The sequence below is a fragment of the Aquibium carbonis genome (genome assembly GCF_003970795.1).
Classification (GTDB): domain Bacteria; phylum Pseudomonadota; class Alphaproteobacteria; order Rhizobiales; family Rhizobiaceae; genus Aquibium; species Aquibium carbonis.
In genome coordinates this window covers 99,082-119,351 of the sequence record NZ_RWKW01000002.1, presented here as the reverse complement: position 1 = coordinate 119,351, position 20,270 = coordinate 99,082, and the positions used below count along the sequence as shown (strand labels likewise).

Genomic DNA, 20,270 nt, shown 5'->3' with positions numbered 1-20,270 from the left:
ACATGATGGCGCGGCTGGCATCGCCCGCCATCATGAAGGGTTTCCTTGCTGTTTCGCCCTGAGCCCGCGTTGGTCAGAGGTCCCTTGCCAGGTCGCGCAGCCGGAACTTCTGGATCTTGCCGGTGCTGGTCTTCGGGATCTCGGCGAAGATCACCTGCTTGGGAACCTTGAAGCGGGCGAGCAGCGCGCGGCAGTGCGCGATGATCTCGTCTTCGGTTGCCTGCCTGCCGGGCTTCAGCTCGACGTAGGCGACAGGCGTTTCGCCCCACTTTTCGTCCGGTCGCGCTACCACGCCGCAGGAGGCGACGGCCGGATGTTTGTAGAGCGCGTCCTCCACCTCGATGGAGGAGATGTTCTCGCCGCCGGAAATGATGATGTCCTTCGAGCGATCCTTCAACTGGATATAGCCGTCGGGATGCATGACGCCGAGATCACCGGAGTGGAACCAGCCGCCGGCCAGCGCCTCCTGCGTGGCGGCGGGGTTCTTCAGGTAGCCTTTCATGACGATGTTGCCACGGAACATCACCTCGCCGATGGTCTCGCCATCGGCCGGCGTGCGCGTCATCGTCGCCGGATCCATCACGGTCAACCCGTCGAGCGCGGCGTAACGCACGCCCTGCCGCGCCTTCTTCGCCATGCGGGGATCCTTGTCGAGTGCATCCCACTCGCTCTTCCATTCGTTCACGACCGCGGGTCCGTAGGTCTCGGTCAGGCCATAAAGATGGGTGACCAGGAAGCCCGCATCGGCCATGCCGGCGAGCACGGCTTCGGGTGGCGGGGCGGCAGCCGTGTTGAAACAGACCGTCTGCGAGAATTCACGCTTGTCGGCGTCGGTCGCATTGATGAGCGTCGACATGACGATCGGTGCGCCGCACAGATGCGTCACGCCATGGTCGGCGATGGCCTCGTACATGGCGCCGGGCCGCACCCATCGCAGGCAGACATGGGTGCCGGCCTGCACGGCGAGTGTCCATGGAAAGCACCAGCCGTTGCAGTGGAACATGGGCAGCGTCCAGAGATAGACCGGATGCCGTCCCATGCCCGCATGGATGGTGTTCGAGTAGGCCATCAGCGCCGCGCCGCGATGATGATAGACCACGCCTTTCGGATTTCCGGTCGTGCCGGACGTGTAGTTGAGCGAGATCGCGTCCCACTCGTCGTCCGGCATCGACCACTCGAATCCGGCATCGCCCGACTGGACGAAACTTTCAAAGTCGAGCGTTCCGATCCGCTCGCCCTTTGGATAGGGCGCATCGGCGGGGTACTCTGGATCATCATAGTCGATCACCAGAGGGCGAACGGTGGCAAGCGTCAGGGCCTCCTTCATGACGCCGGAAAACTCGCGGTCGACGATCAGCACCTTCGTCTCGGCATGGTCGAGCTGGAAGGCGATCACGGCCGCATCCAGGCGCGTGTTGAGCGAATGCAGGACGGCCTTCACCATCGGCACGCCGAAATGCGCTTCCAGCATCGCGGGCGTGTTGGACAGCATCACCGTCACCGTGTCGCCCTTGCCGATGCCCCGGCCGTCGAGCGCGGAGGCCAGTCGACGCGTGCGTTCGTAGAAGCGGGCATAGCTGAGCCTGGAGGCGCCATGGATGACCGCCACCTGGTCGGGGAAGGTCCGCGCCGCGCGCTCCAGGTAGGTGAGCGGTGTCAGCGGCTGGTGGTTGGCGGCGTTGCGACCAAGACCCTCGTCGTAGATGTTCGGCATGTATCCTCCCGGAAATCGTTTCGCGGGAGTCTATTTCATGTGCAGTGCGAATTGCACGCATTCTGTTGGCCGACGACGGCTTCTTCAGCCGCAAGCCGTCTCAGCGAACCTGCAACGGCTCGACGACAAGCCCGCGCGGTTCTTTTTCGCCGATGCGCGCGGAAGATTGCTTCGCCGACAGGGGAGGCAGCGCGGCCACGTGCTTTTCGAGCCGGCCGAGCCAGTCGAGCCAGAACGCCAGTGCGAATTGCAGCGCGATGCCCCCCATGATCAGAGCGGTATCGAGGACGAAGCTTGGGACGTAAACGGACTTCAACACCTGGGCCGCCATCGACAACAACGTGCCGGCAATGAAGACCGGCAGGGCGTGGCGGCCGAGGATGGCCAGCGGGTTGCGCTGGTCGGTGCGCGCCAGCGCATTGAGCGGCGTGATCGCCACGATCAGGTAGGCGGCGGCCAGCACGTGCAGCAGGCGCGGTGCCGACAGGAAGGTCTTGTCGAAGCCGGTGAGGACCGCCGGCAGGCCCATCGACACGTCAATGCCCCAGAGCGGAACGCGGACCCAGGCAAACGCGACGACAACACAGGCGAGCGCGACGGCTGCCAGCCAAGGCATGAAGGGAATGGTGCCGCCGCGCCTGACGTGGATCGCGCCCGCCAGGCCGATGACGAACAGGAACTGCCAGGACAGCGGGTTCAGGAACCACAGCCCTTCGTTTGGATAGTTGGGCGGGCCTATTCGCCACAAACCGGCCGCAAGCCATAGCCCGAAGGAGACGGCCAGCAGCGGGCCGAGGCCGAAACGGAGGAGCAGCAGGAAACCCGGCAGCATCAGGAGAACGACCGCGTACATCGACAGGATGTTGTTATACCCGAGCTGGTGGCCGAGGGTGACGAGTCCCAGCAGTGCCTCGACGGGCGCATCGACGAGGCTCTGGATGTTGATCTTCCCCATCAGCGACGGTTCCGCAAACCAGATGGCACCCCCTGCGAAAATGCCGAGCGTGGCCAGCGTGGTCATCATGTGCGCGACATAGAGAACGCCGGCACGGCGCCAGGCGCGCAACGTGGTCAGGAGCCGGCGGCCTGGCTCGAATTTCGTCCCGTAGGCAAAGCCGGCGGCGATGCCCGAGATCAGGACGAAGGCCTCCGCCGCGTCTGAGAATCCGGCGTTCTTGTGGGTCAGGCTTTCGTAGATCGTGCCCGGAACGTGGTTCACGTAGATCGTGATCAGCGCCAGCGCGCGGAAAACGTCGAGGCGCGTGTCGCGCTGTGGATTGGGCATCTGGGACATGGCGTGGAGAAAGGCACTGATTCGGGCGGAAGTTCCGTCGCGTCGAATCACAGTTCGTTACGCAGACAGGGCAATGCGGTGCCGGTCAGCCGGTCATGGCTGCAATTCCATCCCACAGCAGCTTCAAGGCCACGATCATGACCGTGGCATAGGTCAAACCGTAGAAGACGTCGGCATTCAGGCGACGGACGATGTACGCACCAGCCAGGGTGGCGATCGGCGCTAACGGCAACAGGATCGCCGACGCGGTCAGGTTCGCGGTGTCGAACTGTCCGAGAGCGAAATAGGGCACGAGCTTCACCGCGTTGACGACGGCGAAGTAGATGACGCTGGTGCCGACATAGAGCGCGGGGGCAAGCTTCTGCGGCAGGACGTAGACCTGGAAAGGCGGGCCGCCCGCATGCGCCACGAAGCTGGTGAAGCCGCTGATGGTTCCCCAGAAGACGCCGAGAACCGGCCTCTGCGGGGCAGCCATCTCGGAACGGGCGTATTTCTGCCAGAGCCAACGCAGGACGAAGAGCGTGGTGACGACGCCCAGGATCAGCCGCACCATGTCGGGGGTGACGACGGCGGCGGTCAGCCAGCCAAGGCCGATACCCACGAGGGCGCCGGGCAGGAGCACGGCGAGCGTCGGCAGGTGGTAATGGCCGCGCCAGGACCAGAGGGAAACCATGTCCATCACGACGAGGATCGGTAACAGGATCGCGGCTGCCTGGATCGGCGAGATCGCGAGCGCCATGACGGGCACGCCGAGAAAACCCATCGCGCCCCCCAGTCCGCCCTTGGCGAGACCGACGAGGATCACTGCCGGAATTGCGGCAGCATAAAACAGCGGATCGGTGGGCAGGGCATCCATGGCGGGGATCACGTGGAGGAGGCGCACCGATAGACGCTCCGGCTCACGATTGCGAGGCGAATTAACCCCTGTGAACCGATTTCGAGGCCTGAGATCGTCGCTCCTCCCTGCTGGCATGCGACGGTACGTCTTCACGACCGTATCATGAACGGAGGTCGTTTCGGCGGCGATGAACCGGACGCCGCCTATCGCTCCAGTGCCAGCACCACCACGCGAACCAGCCCGCGCGCGGCGCGGCGCTGCTCGTCGGGATCAGCGATACGCATCTTGATCCCTTCGAGCCCGTCGAGCAGCAGCGAGGCGAGGATTTCCGGCGACAGGTCGCGTTCGGCCAGCTCTATGTTCCCCTCGCGTGCATCCTTGGCGATGGCCGCGGTAAAGATCGTGCAGAGTCGGTTTTTCCATTCGGTGATCAAGTCGCCCGCGAGACTGCTCTTCATGTCCATCATCGCTGCGGCATGCGGTGATCCGCCGAAACGATCATGCAAGGCAAAGACACCGTTTTCCAGGGCGTTGCGAAGCCTGTCGGGCAGCGGCTCCTGGCGGGCCATCGCCTGCTGCACGGTCTCAACCGACCAGTCGACCATGTCCATCGCGATCGCACGGTAGATGTCGGCCTTGTTGCGGAACTGAAGATAGAGCGACGGTCTCGACATCTCGGCTGCCCGCGCGATGTCGTCCATAGTGGTGCGCTGGTAGCCGCACGCGAGGAACGCCTTCACCGCGCCATCGAGGATGCGGGTGCGCTTCTCGGCGTCTCGGGTGTCCGTTTCGGGCGGGTCGGCACGGCTGTCCATCACGATTTCCTGATACTGTATTCCACTTGTTGACAAAATGACGAATTTTGTCAAGATGTCGGGCAATCTGCTCCGCCAAAGAGCACCATCGCGAGAGACGACAACGAAGGGTATCCCTCATGCGACTGACCGTCGACGGTAAACAGATGGAGATCGACGCGGATCCGGAGATGCCGCTGCTTTGGGCGCTACGGGATCTAGCCGGTATCCTCGGTCCGAAGTTCGGCTGCGGCATCGCGGCCTGTGGTGCCTGCACCGTGCTGATCGACGGCTCGCCTGTACGGTCCTGCGTGCTGCCGGTCGGCGGCGTGGAAGGCGATGTCGTCACCATCGAAGGCCTGTCGCGGGATGGCGCCCTGTCCGCCGTCCAGCAGGCGTGGCTCGACGAGCAGGTCGCGCAATGCGGATATTGCCAGGCGGGACAGATCATGAGCGCGACGGCTCTGCTGGATGAGATCGACAACCCGACGGACGAGGACATCGACAACGCCATGGCGGGCAATCTATGCCGCTGCGGCACCTATCCGAAGATCCGGGCGGCCATCAAGCGCGCCGCCGCCCTCAAGCTGGCGAGGGCCTGACCATGGCAAGCCTTGGCAAGATCACCCGTCGCGTCTTTCTCATCGGCGCCGCTGCTGTCACCGGCGGCATTGCGGTCGGCTACTACTACTATCGCCGTCCATACCCCAACCCGCTGGAGGGTGACCTCGCCGAGGGCGAGGCGACCTTCAATCCCTATGTGAAGATCGCGGAAGACAACACCATCACCGTGATCGCGCCGCGCGCGGAAATGGGCCAGGGCATCTCCACGACGCTCGCGGCCCTGGTGGCCGAGGAACTGGACGTACCGCTGGAAGCCGTGACCGTCGAGCATGGCCCGGCATCCTACGCCTATTACAACACCGAGATGCTGGCGGAAGGAGGACCATTCCCCTTCTATGACGAGAGCATCATGGCCGAGATCATGCGGGGCGCCATGGGCGGCGTCGGCAAGGTGCTCGGCTTGCAGGGTACGGGCGGTTCCTCCTCGACGCGTGACGGCTTCGACCGGATGCGGCAGGCGGGTGCGGCCGCCCGCCAGATGCTGGTGTCCGCAGCTGCGAAGTCGCTTGCCGTGTCCGAGCGCGAGCTGACCACCGGCGATGGCCGGATCACGCATGGGGCGTCCGGTCGTTCCGTCAGCTATGGCGAGGTTGCCCGCTCGGCGGCGGATATCGCCCCACCGTCTCGAGTGGTGCTGAAGCGGCCGGAAGACTGGAAGCTGCTCGGCAAGCCGCAAAGGCGCGTCGACATGCTGGACAAGGTCACCGGCGCCCCCATCTTCGGCGTCGACGTCGTGCAGCCGGACATGCTCTTCGGTACGGTCAGGATGAGCCCGCGCTTCTGGCAGAAGCCGACGCACGCGGACCTCTCGAAAGCACAGGCGATGCCAGGCGTTGTCAAGGTCGTGCCGATCGACACGACCTACGGCAGCGGCTTCGGCGTCATCGCGCAGAATACCTGGGCCGCCTTCAAGGCCGCAGAGGCGATCGAGGTCGAGTGGGGCGCGGCCGATTATCCGACAGACAGTGCCGCGATGAGCGCGCGCCTGACGGAGGCGCTTGCGCGACCTGGCGGCAGTTCAGCCCGCGACGACGGCAATGTCGACACGGCCTTCGCCGGCGCGCCGGGCGAGCGACTGGTGGAAGCTACATACGAAGTGCCGTTCCTCGCCCACATGTGCATGGAGCCGATGAACGCCACGGCAAGACTGAAGGACGGCGTTCTCGACGTCTGGTCGCCGAATCAGTTCCCGACGATGACGCGCCAGCTCTGCGCCGATGTCGCCGGCGTCGAAACGGAGAATGTCCGGGTTCACACCACCTCACTTGGAGGCGGTTTCGGCCGGCGCGGCGAAATGGATTACTCCATGTATGCGGCGGCGCTGGCCCGCGAAGCGGATGGCCGTCCGGTCAAAGTGACTTGGACGCGCGAGGAAGACACTCGGCACGACACCTACCGACCGGCCGCCGCCGGGCGTTTTCGCGCGCGTCTCGGTGCTGACGGACTGCCGCAGGCAGTCGAGATGCGCATTGCTTCACCTTCGGTGATCGCGGGAATCCTGCGCCGTACCTTTCCATCCATTTCGCCGGTGGGACCCGACAAGTCGATCGTCGACGGCGCCTGCAACCAGCCCTACACGATACCGAACTACCGGGTCACCGGGATCGAAGCGGACCTAGGCGTTCCGGTAGGCTTCTGGCGCGCCGTCGGAAACTCCTTCAACGGCTTCTTCCACGAATGCTTCATGGACGAGATCGCCGTTGCGGGCGGACTTGATCCGATCGAGCTGCGTCGTCGCCTCATGAAGGACTACCCGGCCGCGCTGGCTGTGGTCGAGAAAGTGGCCGAGATGTCCGACTGGAGCGCGCCATCGCCGGAGGGAACGGCCAAGGGCTTTGCCTTCACCCTGTCGTTCGGGTCCTGGGTCGCGGAAGTCGTTCAGGTCTCTCAGACCGAAGCAGGCCTCAGGATCGACAAGGTCTGGATTGCCGCCGATGTCGGCACGGCGCTCGACCCCGGCATCATCGAGGCGCAGCTCGTTTCGGGTGCCATCTACGGTCTCTCTGCAGCGATGAGCCAGGAGGTGACCTTCGCCGACGGCAAGGTCGAACAGTCGAACTTCCATGACCACGACGCCATGCGCATTCATCAATGCCCCGATTTCGAAGTCGCGATCTTGGAAAACTACCACAAGATGGGCGGTGCTGGCGAAATCGGCACGCCGCCGGCCATGCCCGCCCTCGCCAATGCGATCCATGCCCTGACCGGCAAACGCATCCGCTCGTTGCCCTTGTCGAAGGAGGTCTCCTTCGCATGAGACGCGCGATATTGCTGACAATCGCTGCCACCCTGTTCGCCGCTGCGGCGTTGGCGCAGGAGGTGGCACCGGTGGCTCCCGAAACGGTCCCGCAGGCCGAAACGACGCTCGTCGATCCGACAGTCGGGCTTGCGGAATGGCAAACGATCCACGACGTTTTCGCCCATCCGCGCTGCGCAAACTGCCATGTCGACGACGACCATCCCCGCTGGTCCGGAGCCCACTATGGCGAAACGCGGTTCCATGCGTTCAACGTGCAGCGAGGTGCGGATGGCTCAGGCTTCGGCAATCCCGGGATGCGTTGCATGACGTGTCATTTCGAGAGCAATTCCAACGTCTTGCATGGGCCGCCGGGCGCTCCTTCGTGGCATCTCGCGCCGGTGGAGATGGCCTGGTTCGGAAAGAGTTCTGCCGAGATATGCGCCCAGATCAAGGATCCGGAGCGCAATGGAGGTCGGACCTTGTCGGAGGTCGCCGAGCATGTGCGCGATGATGCGCTCGTCGCCTGGGGCTGGGCTCCTGGTCCCGGCCGAAACCCTGCGCCGGGTTCGGCAGAGGAGACTTTCGCGGCCATCGAACGGTGGAGCGCTGCGGGAGCACCTTGCCCGATCGATTGACTGTTCCGATCAATAAAACTGACTATTTTGCGCTGCACCTTTGGAGTACATACCGCCGCGTAAATGAAGACTGCGGTTGCGGATTGAACGGGATCGGCGACCGCCCCACATACGGACGACGCGCGATTTCATTTGACGCCGCGAGCGCAGGCCGCGCAGGGACAGGACATGCCGAGAATGCGTTTTCACAAGCTGGCGGCGCTGGTCGTCCTCGGCGCATCGACCGCCTGGATCCTGACCGGCGAATTCTCGTCGGTGGGCAGTGCCCAGTCCGAGAACCAGCCCCCGGTATCGGCGCCAGAGGGCGCGCCGGTAAGCGACCAGCGCGTCGTGCGCACCGTCGGCGTGGTGACGCCGCCGCGTCGTGATCACGCTCGCGCCATCCGCATTTCCGGCACCACCGAGGCGAACCGTCGTTCGGCGCTGGCTGCACGTACGGCGGGCATCGTGGCAGAGCTCCCGGTCCGGCAAGGTTCATCGGTGTCGGCCGGCGACATCGTCATGCGGCTGGACAGCGAAGACAAGAGGTCGGCCGTGGAAATGGCGACGGCCGTCCTGGCGCAGCGTCAGGCCGAACTGAATGCCGCCGAAAGGCTCGCGACGACGGGCAATGTCGCACGACTTCAACTCGATGGTGCGCGCGCGGCGCTCGCGACCGCGCAAGCGCAGCTCGATTCCGCCAATGCCGAACTCGAGCGTTACGTGCTGCGCGCGCCTTTCGACGGGCTCGTCGATCGCGTCTCGGTGGAGGAGGGCAGCGCGATCGCACAGAGCGCGCAGGTCGCGATCGTGCTGGACCTCGATCCGATCCTCGCCGTCGGTCAGGTCAACGAGCGAGACCTCGAGAGCCTGCGGATCGGCGAAGCCTCGGAGATCCGTCTCGTCAACGGCGCCGTCGCGCAGGGCACGCTGCGCTATGTCAGCCGCGACGCCTCCCCGCAGACACGAACCTACGGAATCGAGGTCTCGGTCCCCAATCCCGACCGGTCGTTTCCGGCTGGGATGACCACCGAGATCACCTTGCGTTCTGACCCCGTCGATGCGGTGTTCCTTCCGCGGTCGGTGGTTACGCTGTCTGGGGCCGGCGATCTCGGGATCCGGATCGTTGGCCCCGACAACAAGGTCGGCTTCGTTCCGATCGATCTGATCGACGACACGCCGACCGGCCTCGTGCTCGGCGGCGTGCCGAAAGATGCCCGCATCATCGTGGCCGGACAGGATCTCGTCGCTGAGGGCGACACGGTCAACCCGGTGGAAGCCGACGCCGCGACGGTTCGCCGGCTGATCGGCGAAGCAACCGGAACGACCAACTGACGGACACGCGCTGACCATGGGTCTTGTCGAGTATTCCATACGCCACGCGCGTCTGACGATCTCCATCTTGGTGTTCTTCCTGATCGCCGGGACGCTCTCCTATCTCAGCATTCCCAAGGAAGCCGAGCCCGACGTCCAGATTCCCATCATCTATGTGAGCCTGTCCTATCAGGGCATTTCGCCCGAGGATTCCGAACGGCTTTTGCTGCGACCCGTCGAGACGCGACTGAAGTCGATCACCGGTGTCAAGGAGATGCGCTCGACCGCCTATCAGGGCGGCGGCAACGTGGTGGTCGAGTTTCAGGCGGGCGCCGATCTCGACAAGGCGCTCGAAGACGTTCGCAACAAGGTCTCGGATGCCAAGCAGGATCTGCCGCAAGGCGTCGACGAGCCCAGCGTCAACGAAGTCAACATCTCCGAGTTTCCGGTGCTGGTGGTCACGCTTGCCGGCGACGTGCCGGAACGCGCCCTGACGACTGCGGCACGTGCGCTGCGTGACCGGATCGAGGAAGTGCCCGGTGTGCTCGATGCCGCGCTTCGGGGCGCGCGCGACGACCTCGTCGAGGTGATCATCGACCCGGTCAAGCTCTCCTCCTACGATCTTCGGCTCGACCAGCTGGTCGGGGCCGTGGGCGCCAGCAATTCGCTGGTCGCCGCCGGGCAGATGCAGGGCGAAGAGGGCCGATATGCCGTCAAGGTGCCGGCGCTGATCGAGACGGTCGAGGACGTCGCCAACCTGCCCATCGTGGCGAGTGGCGATGCCGTCGTTCGGGCTCGCGATCTCGCTACCATCCGATCGACTTTCAAGGATCCCGTCACGATCACGCGCCTGGACGGCAAGCCTGCGATCGCCATCGAGGTGTCCAAGCGCACCGGCGCCAATCTGGTCGAGACGGTCGATGCGGTGAAGGTGGCGGCAACGGAGTTTCAGCAGCTTTTGCCGGAGGGAGCGATCGTATCCTTCAGCCAGGACAAGTCGACCGTCATCCGCCAGCTGCTCGGTGACCTGGAGAACAGTGTCCTCACCGCTGTGATCCTGGTCTTCGTGGTCATTCTCTACTCGCTGTCGGGCCGAGCCTCCATGCTCATCGGCATGGCGATACCCGCGTCCTTCCTGATGGGGATCCTGTGGCTGTCGCTGGCCGGGTTCACGGTCAACATCGTCGTCCTGTTTGCGCTGATCCTGGCGGTGGGCATGCTGGTCGACGACGCCATCATCGTCACCGAGTTCGCGGAACGGCGCATGTCGGAGGGCATGGACAAGCGGGAAGCTTTTGCCCTTGCCGCCCGTCGCATGGCCGGCCCGGTTATCGCCGCAACCGCGACGCGCGTCGCCGCCTTTTCGCCGCTGCTTTTCTGGCCGGGTATCGTCGGCGAGTTCATGAAGTACATGCCGATCACGCTGATCGTGACGCTGTCCTCGTCGATGATCTATGCCCTCATCTTCACCCCAGCGATCGGGGCGCTGATCGCCAAGCCGACGATCGAGGAGCCCTACAGGGACGGGTGGTATATGCGCTTCGTGCGTCGTGCGGTGCGCCACCCCTTCATCGTCACCTTCGCGACGCTGGCTGCGCTGGTCGCCGTGCCCTTCGCCTACGTCCAGTACGGCAAGGGCGTGGAGTTCTTCCCGAACGTGGAGCCGGAATACGGGCTGCTCTACGTCCATGCCCGCGGCAATCTTTCGCTTGCGGAACAGGACGCGATCGTACGCCAGGCCGAGAGCCGCATCCTCGGCTGGCCCGGCATCGAGACGGTCTACACCCGTGTCGGCCAGGTGCAGGGCGGCGGCGTCCAGCTCGACGAAGACGTGGTCGGCGTGATCCAGTACGAATTCGTCGACTGGCGCGAGCGCAAGTCGGCCAACGCGATCCTCGACGACCTGAGGGTTGCCATGACCGGCATTCCCGGCGCCGACATCGCCGTCTCCGTCCCCGAAAGTGGCCCGCCGACCGGCAAGGCCATCCAGCTCAGGCTGTCGGCCGTCGATCCGTCGGGCCTCGACGAGGCGGCGCGCCAGACCGCGGCGATGCTTCAGGGCGTGCCGGACGTCATCGACATATCGGATGGATTGCCGCCCCCCGGCATCGACTGGGAGCTCCAGGTCGATCGGACCCGAGCGGCGCAATACGGCATCGGGCCCGGCTCCGTGGGCACAGTCGTTCAACTCGTCACGACGGGACTGAAGCTGACCGAATATCGTCCGGCCGGCTCGGACGACGCGGTGGACATCCGGCTGCGACTTCCCGAAGACCGTCGCACGCTTTCGGAACTCGACCAGCTTCGGGTCCAGACCGCCGTCGGCGCCGTTCCGATCTCCAACTTCGTCGAGCGCAAGCCTGCCTTGCGCACCGGCACGCTGACCCGCATCGACGGAACCCGGACGGTGGTCGTCGCCGCCGGCATCCGCGAAGGCGTTCAGGCCGACCTGGTGCGTCAGCAGGTGATCTCGAACATGGACGGCATGAATCTCGCCCAGCAGGGCATCCGCTGGCGGCTGGCCGGCGAGGACGAGGAGCAGCGGGCAGCCGGCGAGTTCCTTTCGAAGGCCTTCGGCGCGGCGATCTTCCTGATCTTCGTCGTGCTGCTGGCGCTTCTCAACAGCTTCATTTCCGTGGCCCTGGTGCTTTCGGCGGTGGTCATGTCGACGATTGGCGTGTTCCTCGGCCTCATGATCATGGGCCAGCCATTCGGTGTGGTCATGACGGGCATCGGCATCATCGCGCTCGCGGGTGTCGTCGTGAACAACAACATCGTCCTGATCGAAACCTACGACGTGCTGCGCCAGAGCGGCATGGACAAGCTGGAAGCCGTGCTCCAGACCTGCCGCGAACGCGCGCGACCGGTGGTTCTGACCGCCGTCACCGCGATCCTCGGCGTCTTGCCGATCGCTTTCGGTCTCAATCTCGAGCTGATGAACCACGAGACCACTTACGGCGCGCCTTCGACTCAGTGGTGGATCGCGCTCTCCAGTGCGATCGTCTACGGCCTCGCCTTCTCGACCGTGCTCACCCTGGTGGTCACGCCGTCCCTCCTGATGATCGTCACCCGAAGCAATGATTCTCGGCTGTCGGCAATGCTTGCTCGCTGGTTCCCCTGGCGCCGTCCGGCAACGAGTGGTTCCACAGAAGCGAACCTTGCGGCAGAGGCGGGGATCGATGCGCGGGCGAGTTTTCCCAAGGCTGCGGAGTAGACTTCCGTCCCGACACGGCGACACATGGAACCTACCGGGCGTCCGCGCATTTCCGGGCAGCATCTTTGCTGCTGAAACGGAGGGCTTGAACAATGACGCTCGGTACCATTCTCATCATCATCCTGATTCTGCTCCTGCTCGGAGCCGTTCCTGCCTGGCCTCATTCGCGCGGATGGGGATATGGCCCGTCCGGTCTCCTCGGCGTCGTCGTCGTCGTGCTCCTCATTCTGGTTCTGATGGGACGAATCTGACCACGCATCCGACGGAAAGCACGCAAAAGGCCACCGGCGCTGCCGCCGGTGGCCTTTTCCATGTTCGGTAGGTGCCGGTCAGGCGGCGCTCGAGATCGGGGCGCGGTCGAGCGACAGGTCGGCGATGGCCTGGCGGATTGCGTCGACCGGAGAGGTCGAAGGCAGCGGCCCGACCACGGTTGCGAACTTTCGCCCATCCAGCGAATGCGGCGTCTGCCAGAGATAGGACATCGTCGCGATTTCGCGCAGCATCGGCATGAACAAGCCGCCCGCCCGGAAGAGCGCCCATGGCACGCCCCGACGCTGCAGCCCATGGCCCAGCGCCTTCTCGGTTGCGGCGAGCATCTCCGATCCGCTCAGCGTATGCCCGGCAAAATGGAAGCGGTCGAACGGCGCAAGGTCTTGGCGCCTGTCCGCCAGCGCTACGAAACCCCGCGCGAGATCGGGCAGGTAGGCGAAGGCGTGGGGCGCATCCATTGGACCCGGCCAGGTGAAGATATCCTTCTTCAGCTTCGACAGGATGAGCAGATCGAGCCAGCTGCCCGGCTTTCTTCCGCCGTAAAAATCTCCCGCGCGAAGCACGAGCGTCTGGACGCCGGCCTGTTGCGCGCGCTGGCGGAATAGGTCTTCCATCGCGATGCGGATGCGTGCCTTCGGCGTGGAGGGTGCATCGGGCATGTCCTCGGCCATGCCAAGCCTCACGCCATGGCCGAAATTGTAGACGTTTCCGGGCAATAGCTGGGTCGCGCCAGTCGCTTCGCAGGCAGCGATGACGTTCTCCGCCATCGGAAGAACCTTCTGCTCCCATTCCGTGTATTCGGGGTTGAGCGCATTGAGCACGACATCCGCACCGGAGCAGGCTTCAATGAGCCGTCCGCGGTCGGTCGCATCGACCTTGAGCCACTCGACGTCGATGGGAAGTTCGGCCCCCTTGCGCCCTCGCGCCAGGCCCTTGACCCGCCAGCCTGCAGAGACGAAAGCCCTGCTGGCGGCGTCGCCAATCCGGCCGGCGGCGCCGAGAATCACGATCGTCTTCATGGAAATCTCCCGCAATGAAATGCCTGCGGGATACGTAGTGCATTCGCATTTGAATGATAATGCGCTATAGCTGCATTCAAGTTATTCAGAGATGAATACATAATGGCGGATATCGACTGGAACCTGATCCGAAGCTTCGCGGCCGTCGCCGAGACGGGAAGCCTGTCGGCGGCGGCGCGGACGTTGCGGGCCAGCCAGCCTACGCTCGGCCGCCATATCGCCGAACTCGAACAGGTGCTGGACGTAACGCTCTTTCGTAGGGGCCGGGCCGGATACAAGCTGACCAGTCATGGCGTGGACCTGCTTGGCCGGGCGAAGGCGATGCGCGAGCAGGCCGAAGCCTTCTCCCGTCTGGCGCTGGGCGCGACCGAGGAAGTGGCGGGGACGGTGCGAATCGCGGCAAGCGAGATGGTCTCGATCTACGTTCTCCCGTCCATCCTCGCGCGTCTGACTTCGGAGGAGCCCGGAATCGAGATCGAAATCGTCGCCTCCAATCTCGTCGAGAACCTGCTCGGTCGCGATGCCGACATCGCCATACGCATGGTCGAGCCGTCCCAACTCGATCTCGTCGCCCGGAAGGTCGCCGACATCCCGATCGTCGCCTGCGCGGCGACGAACTACATCGCCCGCCACGGACGTCCAGGTGACGTGTCGGAGTTGCTCCATCACACCATCATAGGGTTCGATCGCGGCATGGAGATGCTCAACGGCTTTCGCAGTGCCGGGATCGAGATCGACCGTCACGCCTTTCATGTCCGTTGCGACCATCATGCGGTCATCTGGGAATCCACACGAGCCGGGGTCGGCATCAGCTTCCAGCAGCAGCCCATCGTAGACCGGGAACCACTGGTGGAGGCCATCCTTCCGGAGTTGCGGATCCCACTCCTGCCGTGCTGGATCGCCATGCACCGGGATTTGCGGTCGAGCGTGCGGATCCGCCGGGTGGCAGATTTTCTTCAGGAAAGCCTGAAGCGCTACTGCGAAGGACGGCCGCTTTCGGAGCCTGCGTTGAATTCCGCAGCCTTGGCAAGGCCGGCCATCAGGCACACGACAACGAGAAGGACGGAAACGGCGACGTAGACCGGGGCGAAGCCGAAACGCTCTCCAACGAATCCGATCGCGGAGGGAGCGACGAGGATGCCCGAGTAACCCATCAGCGTGACCGTGCTGAGCGAGGCGCCGGAGGAACTGCCCGGCTGGTTGCCGGCAGCGGAAAAGGCGATCGGAACCATGTTGGCGATGCCCAGTCCGGCAAAGCCGAAAGCGGCGATGGCCAGCCACGGCTCCTGCGAGAAACCGGCCACCAGCATGCCGGCGGCCGCAATCAGGCTCGAGGCTCGCAAGGTGCGCACGGCGCCGAAGCGGTTGCGCACCTTGTCGCCGGTGAAGCGCATCAATGCCATCGTGCCGGAGAAGGCCGCAAAGCCCAGACCTGCGGTTGCGAGATCGGATCCTCGCTCCTCACGAAGATAGATCGCCGCCCAGTCGAGGACTGCGCCTTCCGGTATCATCGAGAACAGTGCGATCAAGCCGATCAGGTAGACCACAGGGTTGCGCGGCAGCGCGAAGCGATGCGGCAGGTGAGCTTCAGGTCGCGGCTCCGTCACCATGTATCGAACCGCCACGAGCATGGCCGCCAGTGCGATGGCTGTGATGATGGCGGCGTGAACCCTGTAGTCGGTCGCCTGGATGACGGCGCCACCGGCCCCACCGCCGATGAAGCCGCCGACGCTCCAGAAGCCGTGCGAGGACGACATGATGGCGCGGCGCAACTGCTTCTCGACCTCGACCGCATTGGCGTTCATCGCCACATCGGTCCCGCCGATCAGCGCGCCGAGCAGCACGAGCGCGGCCGCCGCAGTCCAGATCCCGGGCGCCAGCGCCACGACGAGCAGGCCGAACGTGCTGGCGAGGCCGAAAATGCGAACGGTCGTGCGTGACCCGACGCGGCCGATGAGATAACCACAGGCGGGCATGGCAATGAGGGCGCCGAGTCCGAAGCCGAGGAGAAGCAGCCCCAACGAGAACTCGCTGATCTCCAGGCGGTCGCGGGTGACCGGGATTTGCGGCGCCCAGCTTCCGATGATGAAGCCGTTGACGAGAAAGACGGCCGCAACGGCCCAGCGGCCGCGGATCGCCTGTTGCATGCGGACATCCTTCACCGGGCAACCTCTCCAACCACGGAAACGCAATTTTAATCGATTTAGTCGACGATCCAAGATAAAGGCGGCCGAACCGTTTGGTCCAGCCGCCCCGAAGAACGTGGGTCAGCCGCGGCGGTTGCGCGCCGCCAGTGTCCGCAGCCTGAGCGCGTTGAGCTTGATGAAGCCAGCAGCGTCCTTCTGGTCGTAGGCGCCCTGGTCGTCCTCGAACGTGACGAGCTTGTCGGAATAGAGCGATTTCGAGCTCTCGCGGCCAATGACCATCACGTTGCCCTTGTAGAGCTTCAGCGTCACCTCGCCTTCGACGTCCTTCTGGGACAGGTCGATGGCGGCCTGCAGCATCTGGCGCTCGGGCGAGAACCAGAAGCCGTAGTAGATCAGCTCCGCGTAGCGTGGCATCAACTCGTCCTTGAGATGCGCGGCACCCCGGTCGAGCGTGATGCTCTCGATCGCGCGATGCGCCACGAGCAGGATCGTGCCGCCCGGCGTCTCGTAGACACCACGGCTTTTCATGCCGACGAAGCGGTTTTCGACGAGGTCGAGGCGGCCGATGCCGTTGTCGCGGCCGTAGTCGTTGAGCTTGGCCAGCAGGGTCGCGGGGCTCATGCGCTCGCCGTTGATCGACACCGCGTCACCGCGCTCGAAGCCAATCTTGATGACGGTCGCCACATCGGGCGCCGCTTCAGGCGAGATGGTGCGCATATGCACATATTCGGGGGCCTCGACCGCCGGATCCTCCAGCACCTTGCCCTCGGAAGAGGAGTGCAGCAGGTTGGCGTCGACCGAAAACGGCGCCTCACCCTTCTTGTCCTTGGCGACCGGGATCTGGTGCTTTTCGGCGAAGTCGAGCAGGTCTGTGCGGCTCTTGAAGGACCAATCGCGCCAGGGTGCGATGATCTTGATGTCTGGATTGAGCGCATAGGCCGACAGCTCGAAGCGCACCTGGTCGTTGCCCTTGCCTGTCGCCCCGTGCGCGATGGCGTCGGCGCCGGTCTTTTCGGCGATCTCGACGAGATGCTTGGAGATCAGCGGCCGGGCGATCGAGGTGCCGAGCAGATAGACGCCTTCATAGACGGCGTTGGCACGGAACATCGGAAACACGAAGTCGCGCACGAACTCCTCGCGCACGTCCTCGATGAAAATCTCCTTGATCCCAAGCATTTCCGCCTTGCGACGCGCGGGCTCCAGTTCCTCGCCCTGGCCCAGATCGGCCGTGAAGGTCACCACCTCGGCGCCGAGTTCGGTCTGCAGCCACTTCAGGATGATGGAGGTGTCGAGCCCGCCCGAATAGGCGAGCACGACCTTCTTGACGTCTTTCCACTTGGTCATTGATCCGCCGGTCGCTCGAGAAGAGGGCGCTTCCAGCGCCCGTTGAATTCGCCGGAACTAATAGCAGGAAAGCGCGGCCGGGCAAGATCGAGCGCCTTCAGCGCCGCCGCGGCCATGACATGGCTCTATGCACGGCGACCGTGAGCGCGGGTTGATAGACGGCACGTGCTCTCAGGACCGCCCGGATCGCGGCGGAAACGCGAAAGACCCGGTCTGCCGCCCTGGCGATCGGCAGGCCGCTGCCGACGATCGCTCGGTCGATCTTGCCCTCGTTCGCCTTGAACCAGCGCCAGAGCAGAACCGCCACGATCGCGATGAGCAGCCAGGATACGAAGACATCGGAGAGAAAGTGCCTGCCGAAGGCGACGCGCAGCAGCGAGAAGGTGATGGCGGCGGGCAGCAGCAACAAGAAGAGCATTGGACGAAGCGGTGCGGGCGCAAGCACGACGACCGACATCAAGGCGGCTGCGGATCCCGCTTCGCCACTCGAGAAAGAGCAGTTTCGCTCGCAGGCATCGGCGAGCTGCCACGGGATGGTGTAGGGGGCGGTCCCGCCGAAGACGGTCGTATCGCCTGGCCTGGCCCGCTCGACGATCTCCTTGAGAACGCTGACGACGAGGCCCGAGCCGATGGCATAGACGCCGAGCACGAAGAGCGCGCGATGCGGACGTGGGAGCCAGTTGATCCCTTGAATGAAGGCATGGACGAACAGGATGACGCCCATGGCGGGAAGCAACAACTGGGGCACCACCCGGTTCACGTCGCGGATGGAGATCAGCAGCGGGTGGCGGGAAAGCGGGAAGCTGCCGTCGGGTGCCGCGAACATGCCAGTCACCGCAAGGTCGATCCATGGCATGATCATGAACACCAGGCTCGTCGCGATCAGGCCGTAAACGAGAAAGCGTACCGGTTCGCGCTGCAGGCGCTCGTTGACCCGCGCGGCGGTACATCCAAGGCGTCGGAACCAGGTATGTCTCTCGTCTTGCGAGGGAGGGTGGGATTCCGAAGGCGAACTCAACGTCCTGGCGACATTTCCATCTAACAACAGGCACCCCCTGATGCCAATTCCTGGCTTAGTGTCGAGTCTTTAGATGACGAGCAGATGATGGTTCAATCTTGAACCAGACAAGATTCCGGTTACACCTGAAACCATGTTGACCGGCGGATAGCCATAGCGCCGCGTGCGAGAGAAGGCTAGGAGAAGTGCGACCTCACGCAGTCGAGAGCGGCCATCATGCCCCTTCTTCCTGACGCAACGGCCTTCGAACGGTCCGATGGCAGCGCTCGGAGCGCCGAGCAACAGGCCACGCAGCCTGCGGTGCCGAAACTCGACCCGGCCACAAGGCCCGCCGCGCTACCGTTCTGGGCGCGTCGGAGCGGCGTGTTGTTCTACACGGGCCTCTGGACCGCGGTTTTCCTGTTCATTGCAACGGCCCTGCGATCAAACGTCGGCACCGACGATGCAATGGAGATCTACCAGGCCCAATCGCTCGAGCTGTTCTACCAGGCGCGCAACCCCGCGCTGTACGATTGGTTTCTCTATGGCCTGAACCGGCTCATCGGGTCGCCTCTCGCCTCGGTGGCGCTCCTGAATTACGGCTCGATGTTCGCCTGCGCCTTGCTGCTCTACGCACTCGCTCGCCGCGTCATCGTGGATCCACGGTTGCAGGCGCTGTCGGTCTACTCCCTGGCGCTGATCTGGGTCGTCGCCTACGACAGTCACCGCATTCTCACGCACACCAACCTCAACATCGTCGTCATTGCCGCCACCTTGCTGACGATCCATTCGCTGGCGCGCAACCCAACGGCAGCTGCCTATGTGCTGCTCGGCCTGTTGTTCGTGATCGGCATGCTCGCCAAATATGCCTATGGCGTCTTTTTCGGTGCCCTCGTTGCGGCCGCGCTTCTGCAGCGCGACTACAGGCGCGTGTTCCTCGACCCACGCTTCCTGCTGACTCTGGTCGTTGCCGCCATGCCATTCATCGCCCTGGCGGTTGTCTACGCGGGTGAACTGAGAACCATCCTCACGACTGTCGACGGCGTCGTCCAGACCGGACGGGAAAACTCCTTCGTCGATAAGGCCGGCGCCCTGGCCGCAGCCTTCGTTGGTTATCTTCTCCCGTTTCTGCCGGTCTATCTCGGCTCCTTCTATCTGAAAGGCCTGCCATCGAAGTCGGATGGCCCTCGTGACGACTCCTTCCGCCAGCTCCTCGGCCTCTTGCTCGTGGTGAGCATGGTGGCCATGATCATCTGGGCCTTCGGTGTCGGGAGCACGCAACTGCGATCCCGCTACATGCATGGCGTCTGGCTGGCCGCGCCGCTCTTTTTCCTCATGATGCTCGACCGCTTTGCGCCGCCGGCACGGTCGTTCAGGTCCTTCCTGGCGGCAACGGTGACGATCACCGCAATCGTCGCGGGCATCTACCTCGTGTCCCGGATGGCGCCCTCCGAAGCGTTATGCGGCAACTGCCGTCCCAGTATCCCGTATCAGCAACTTGGTGACGCCATCGAAACCCGATACGGGCGGTCGCCAACATTGGTGGGATACTCGGCCCTGGAGGCAGGATACTTGCGCGCAGCTGTGCCCGGGGCGCGAACCCTTACGTTGGTCAATCATCCCTATCGCCCGCCGACGCGACCCAGCGATCATTGTCTCCTGGTCTGGCAGGCGGATTCGCGCGCCCAGAGCCGGCTTGCCGACAGTCTTGCGCAGAACGGCCTGCCGCTCCTTCCCGACGAAGAGTTGACGATCGACTGGTGGGCGCCGCTCTTGCCGCATACCCGCCAGACGACCTTCCTGATCCAGCGACTCCCGCTGGACTCCAGGCTTTGCGAATAGGAAGCA

16 protein-coding genes are annotated in these 20,270 nt (G+C 64.2%); 8 read left to right on the top strand and 8 right to left on the bottom strand.

Translation table 11 applies throughout. The features are described 5' to 3' along the window. Nucleotides 1-73: 73 nt before the first annotated feature. From EJC49_RS00990 to EJC49_RS00975, 4 genes are all read right to left on the bottom strand, one after another. Entirely contained in the window at nt 74-1,714 is a 1,641-nt protein-coding gene (locus EJC49_RS00990; protein ID WP_126697581.1) for an acyl-CoA synthetase, read from the bottom strand. Nucleotides 1,715-1,814: 100 nt separating this feature from the next. Continuing rightward, nucleotides 1,815-3,008, bottom strand: coding sequence for an OpgC family protein (locus EJC49_RS00985; RefSeq protein ID WP_126697580.1), 1,194 nt, complete (start codon nt 3,006-3,008; stop codon nt 1,815-1,817). An 85-nt stretch (nt 3,009-3,093) separates the two neighbouring features. After that, entirely contained in the window at nt 3,094-3,864 is a 771-nt protein-coding gene (locus EJC49_RS00980) for a sulfite exporter TauE/SafE family protein (RefSeq protein ID WP_126697694.1), read from the bottom strand. Between the two features lie 185 nt (nt 3,865-4,049). After that, nucleotides 4,050-4,661, bottom strand: a complete 612-nt coding sequence (locus tag EJC49_RS00975; protein WP_126697693.1) for a TetR/AcrR family transcriptional regulator — start codon at nt 4,659-4,661, stop codon at nt 4,050-4,052. Between the two features lie 119 nt (nt 4,662-4,780). Between EJC49_RS00975 and EJC49_RS00970 the strand changes: the two genes are divergently transcribed. From EJC49_RS00970 to EJC49_RS00945, 6 genes are all read left to right on the top strand, one after another. Beyond that, the gene (locus EJC49_RS00970) at nt 4,781-5,242 is read left to right on the top strand and encodes a (2Fe-2S)-binding protein (protein WP_126697579.1); all 462 of its coding nucleotides are present in this window, start codon (nt 4,781-4,783) and stop codon (nt 5,240-5,242) included. A 2-nt stretch (nt 5,243-5,244) separates the two neighbouring features. Next, nucleotides 5,245-7,521 (top strand): xanthine dehydrogenase family protein molybdopterin-binding subunit, encoded by a 2,277-nt coding sequence (locus EJC49_RS00965; RefSeq protein WP_126697578.1) that lies wholly within the window; start codon nt 5,245-5,247, stop codon nt 7,519-7,521. Beyond that, nucleotides 7,518-8,138, top strand: coding sequence for a hypothetical protein (locus EJC49_RS00960; RefSeq protein WP_126697577.1), 621 nt, complete (start codon nt 7,518-7,520; stop codon nt 8,136-8,138). The genes EJC49_RS00965 and EJC49_RS00960 overlap by 4 nt, the downstream gene beginning before the upstream one ends. Before the next feature lie 177 nt (nt 8,139-8,315). After that, nucleotides 8,316-9,452, top strand: coding sequence for an efflux RND transporter periplasmic adaptor subunit (locus tag EJC49_RS00955; RefSeq protein ID WP_342635332.1), 1,137 nt, complete (start codon nt 8,316-8,318; stop codon nt 9,450-9,452). Between the two features lie 16 nt (nt 9,453-9,468). Beyond that, complete coding sequence (locus EJC49_RS00950) at nt 9,469-12,645, top strand: efflux RND transporter permease subunit (RefSeq protein ID WP_126697575.1); 3,177 nt, start codon at nt 9,469-9,471, stop codon at nt 12,643-12,645. A gap of 92 nt (nt 12,646-12,737) precedes the next feature. Then, complete coding sequence (locus tag EJC49_RS00945; RefSeq protein ID WP_126697574.1) at nt 12,738-12,896, top strand: DUF3309 family protein; 159 nt, start codon at nt 12,738-12,740, stop codon at nt 12,894-12,896. Between the two features lie 78 nt (nt 12,897-12,974). Here EJC49_RS00945 and EJC49_RS00940 read toward each other — a convergent pair whose 3' ends face one another. Continuing rightward, entirely contained in the window at nt 12,975-13,934 is a 960-nt protein-coding gene (locus tag EJC49_RS00940) for an NAD-dependent epimerase/dehydratase family protein (protein WP_126697573.1), read from the bottom strand. 102 nt (nt 13,935-14,036) lie between these two features. Between EJC49_RS00940 and EJC49_RS00935 the strand changes: the two genes are divergently transcribed. Further along, nucleotides 14,037-15,014, top strand: a complete 978-nt coding sequence (locus EJC49_RS00935; RefSeq protein ID WP_126697572.1) for a LysR family transcriptional regulator — start codon at nt 14,037-14,039, stop codon at nt 15,012-15,014. Here the strand turns inward: EJC49_RS00935 and EJC49_RS00930 are convergent. From EJC49_RS00930 to EJC49_RS00920, 3 genes are all read right to left on the bottom strand, one after another. Then, entirely contained in the window at nt 14,909-16,081 is a 1,173-nt protein-coding gene (locus tag EJC49_RS00930) for an MFS transporter (RefSeq protein ID WP_126697571.1), read from the bottom strand. The two genes, EJC49_RS00935 and EJC49_RS00930, sit on opposite strands and share 106 nt — an antisense overlap. A gap of 120 nt (nt 16,082-16,201) precedes the next feature. After that, complete coding sequence (locus EJC49_RS00925) at nt 16,202-17,425, bottom strand: argininosuccinate synthase (RefSeq protein ID WP_126697570.1); 1,224 nt, start codon at nt 17,423-17,425, stop codon at nt 16,202-16,204. A gap of 97 nt (nt 17,426-17,522) precedes the next feature. Then, on the bottom strand, nt 17,523-18,287 hold the full coding sequence (locus EJC49_RS00920; protein WP_126697569.1) for a phosphatase PAP2 family protein: 765 nt from the start codon (nt 18,285-18,287) through the stop codon (nt 17,523-17,525). Nucleotides 18,288-18,659: 372 nt separating this feature from the next. Here EJC49_RS00920 and EJC49_RS00915 point away from each other — a divergent pair, with 372 nt between their 5' ends. Then, entirely contained in the window at nt 18,660-20,264 is a 1,605-nt protein-coding gene (locus tag EJC49_RS00915; protein ID WP_126697568.1) for a glycosyltransferase family 39 protein, read from the top strand. The last annotated feature ends 6 nt before the right edge of the window (nt 20,265-20,270 follow it).

What these genes read in the sequence shown, in the direction of transcription:
- EJC49_RS00990 (WP_126697581.1), bottom strand. Translation starts at nt 1,714, where the DNA reads ATGCCGAACATCTACGACGAGGGTCTTGGTCGCAACGCCGCCAACCAC.
- EJC49_RS00985 (WP_126697580.1), bottom strand. Translation starts at nt 3,008, where the DNA reads ATGTCCCAGATGCCCAATCCACAGCGCGACACGCGCCTCGACGTTTTC.
- EJC49_RS00980 (WP_126697694.1), bottom strand. Translation starts at nt 3,864, where the DNA reads ATGGATGCCCTGCCCACCGATCCGCTGTTTTATGCTGCCGCAATTCCG.
- EJC49_RS00975 (WP_126697693.1), bottom strand. Translation starts at nt 4,661, where the DNA reads ATGGACAGCCGTGCCGACCCGCCCGAAACGGACACCCGAGACGCCGAG.
- EJC49_RS00970 (WP_126697579.1), top strand. Translation starts at nt 4,781, where the DNA reads ATGCGACTGACCGTCGACGGTAAACAGATGGAGATCGACGCGGATCCG.
- EJC49_RS00965 (WP_126697578.1), top strand. Translation starts at nt 5,245, where the DNA reads ATGGCAAGCCTTGGCAAGATCACCCGTCGCGTCTTTCTCATCGGCGCC.
- EJC49_RS00960 (WP_126697577.1), top strand. Translation starts at nt 7,518, where the DNA reads ATGAGACGCGCGATATTGCTGACAATCGCTGCCACCCTGTTCGCCGCT.
- EJC49_RS00955 (WP_342635332.1), top strand. Translation starts at nt 8,316, where the DNA reads ATGCGTTTTCACAAGCTGGCGGCGCTGGTCGTCCTCGGCGCATCGACC.
- EJC49_RS00950 (WP_126697575.1), top strand. Translation starts at nt 9,469, where the DNA reads ATGGGTCTTGTCGAGTATTCCATACGCCACGCGCGTCTGACGATCTCC.
- EJC49_RS00945 (WP_126697574.1), top strand. Translation starts at nt 12,738, where the DNA reads ATGACGCTCGGTACCATTCTCATCATCATCCTGATTCTGCTCCTGCTC.
- EJC49_RS00940 (WP_126697573.1), bottom strand. Translation starts at nt 13,934, where the DNA reads ATGAAGACGATCGTGATTCTCGGCGCCGCCGGCCGGATTGGCGACGCC.
- EJC49_RS00935 (WP_126697572.1), top strand. Translation starts at nt 14,037, where the DNA reads ATGGCGGATATCGACTGGAACCTGATCCGAAGCTTCGCGGCCGTCGCC.
- EJC49_RS00930 (WP_126697571.1), bottom strand. Translation starts at nt 16,081, where the DNA reads ATGCAACAGGCGATCCGCGGCCGCTGGGCCGTTGCGGCCGTCTTTCTC.
- EJC49_RS00925 (WP_126697570.1), bottom strand. Translation starts at nt 17,425, where the DNA reads ATGACCAAGTGGAAAGACGTCAAGAAGGTCGTGCTCGCCTATTCGGGC.
- EJC49_RS00920 (WP_126697569.1), bottom strand. Translation starts at nt 18,287, where the DNA reads ATGATCATGCCATGGATCGACCTTGCGGTGACTGGCATGTTCGCGGCA.
- EJC49_RS00915 (WP_126697568.1), top strand. Translation starts at nt 18,660, where the DNA reads ATGCCCCTTCTTCCTGACGCAACGGCCTTCGAACGGTCCGATGGCAGC.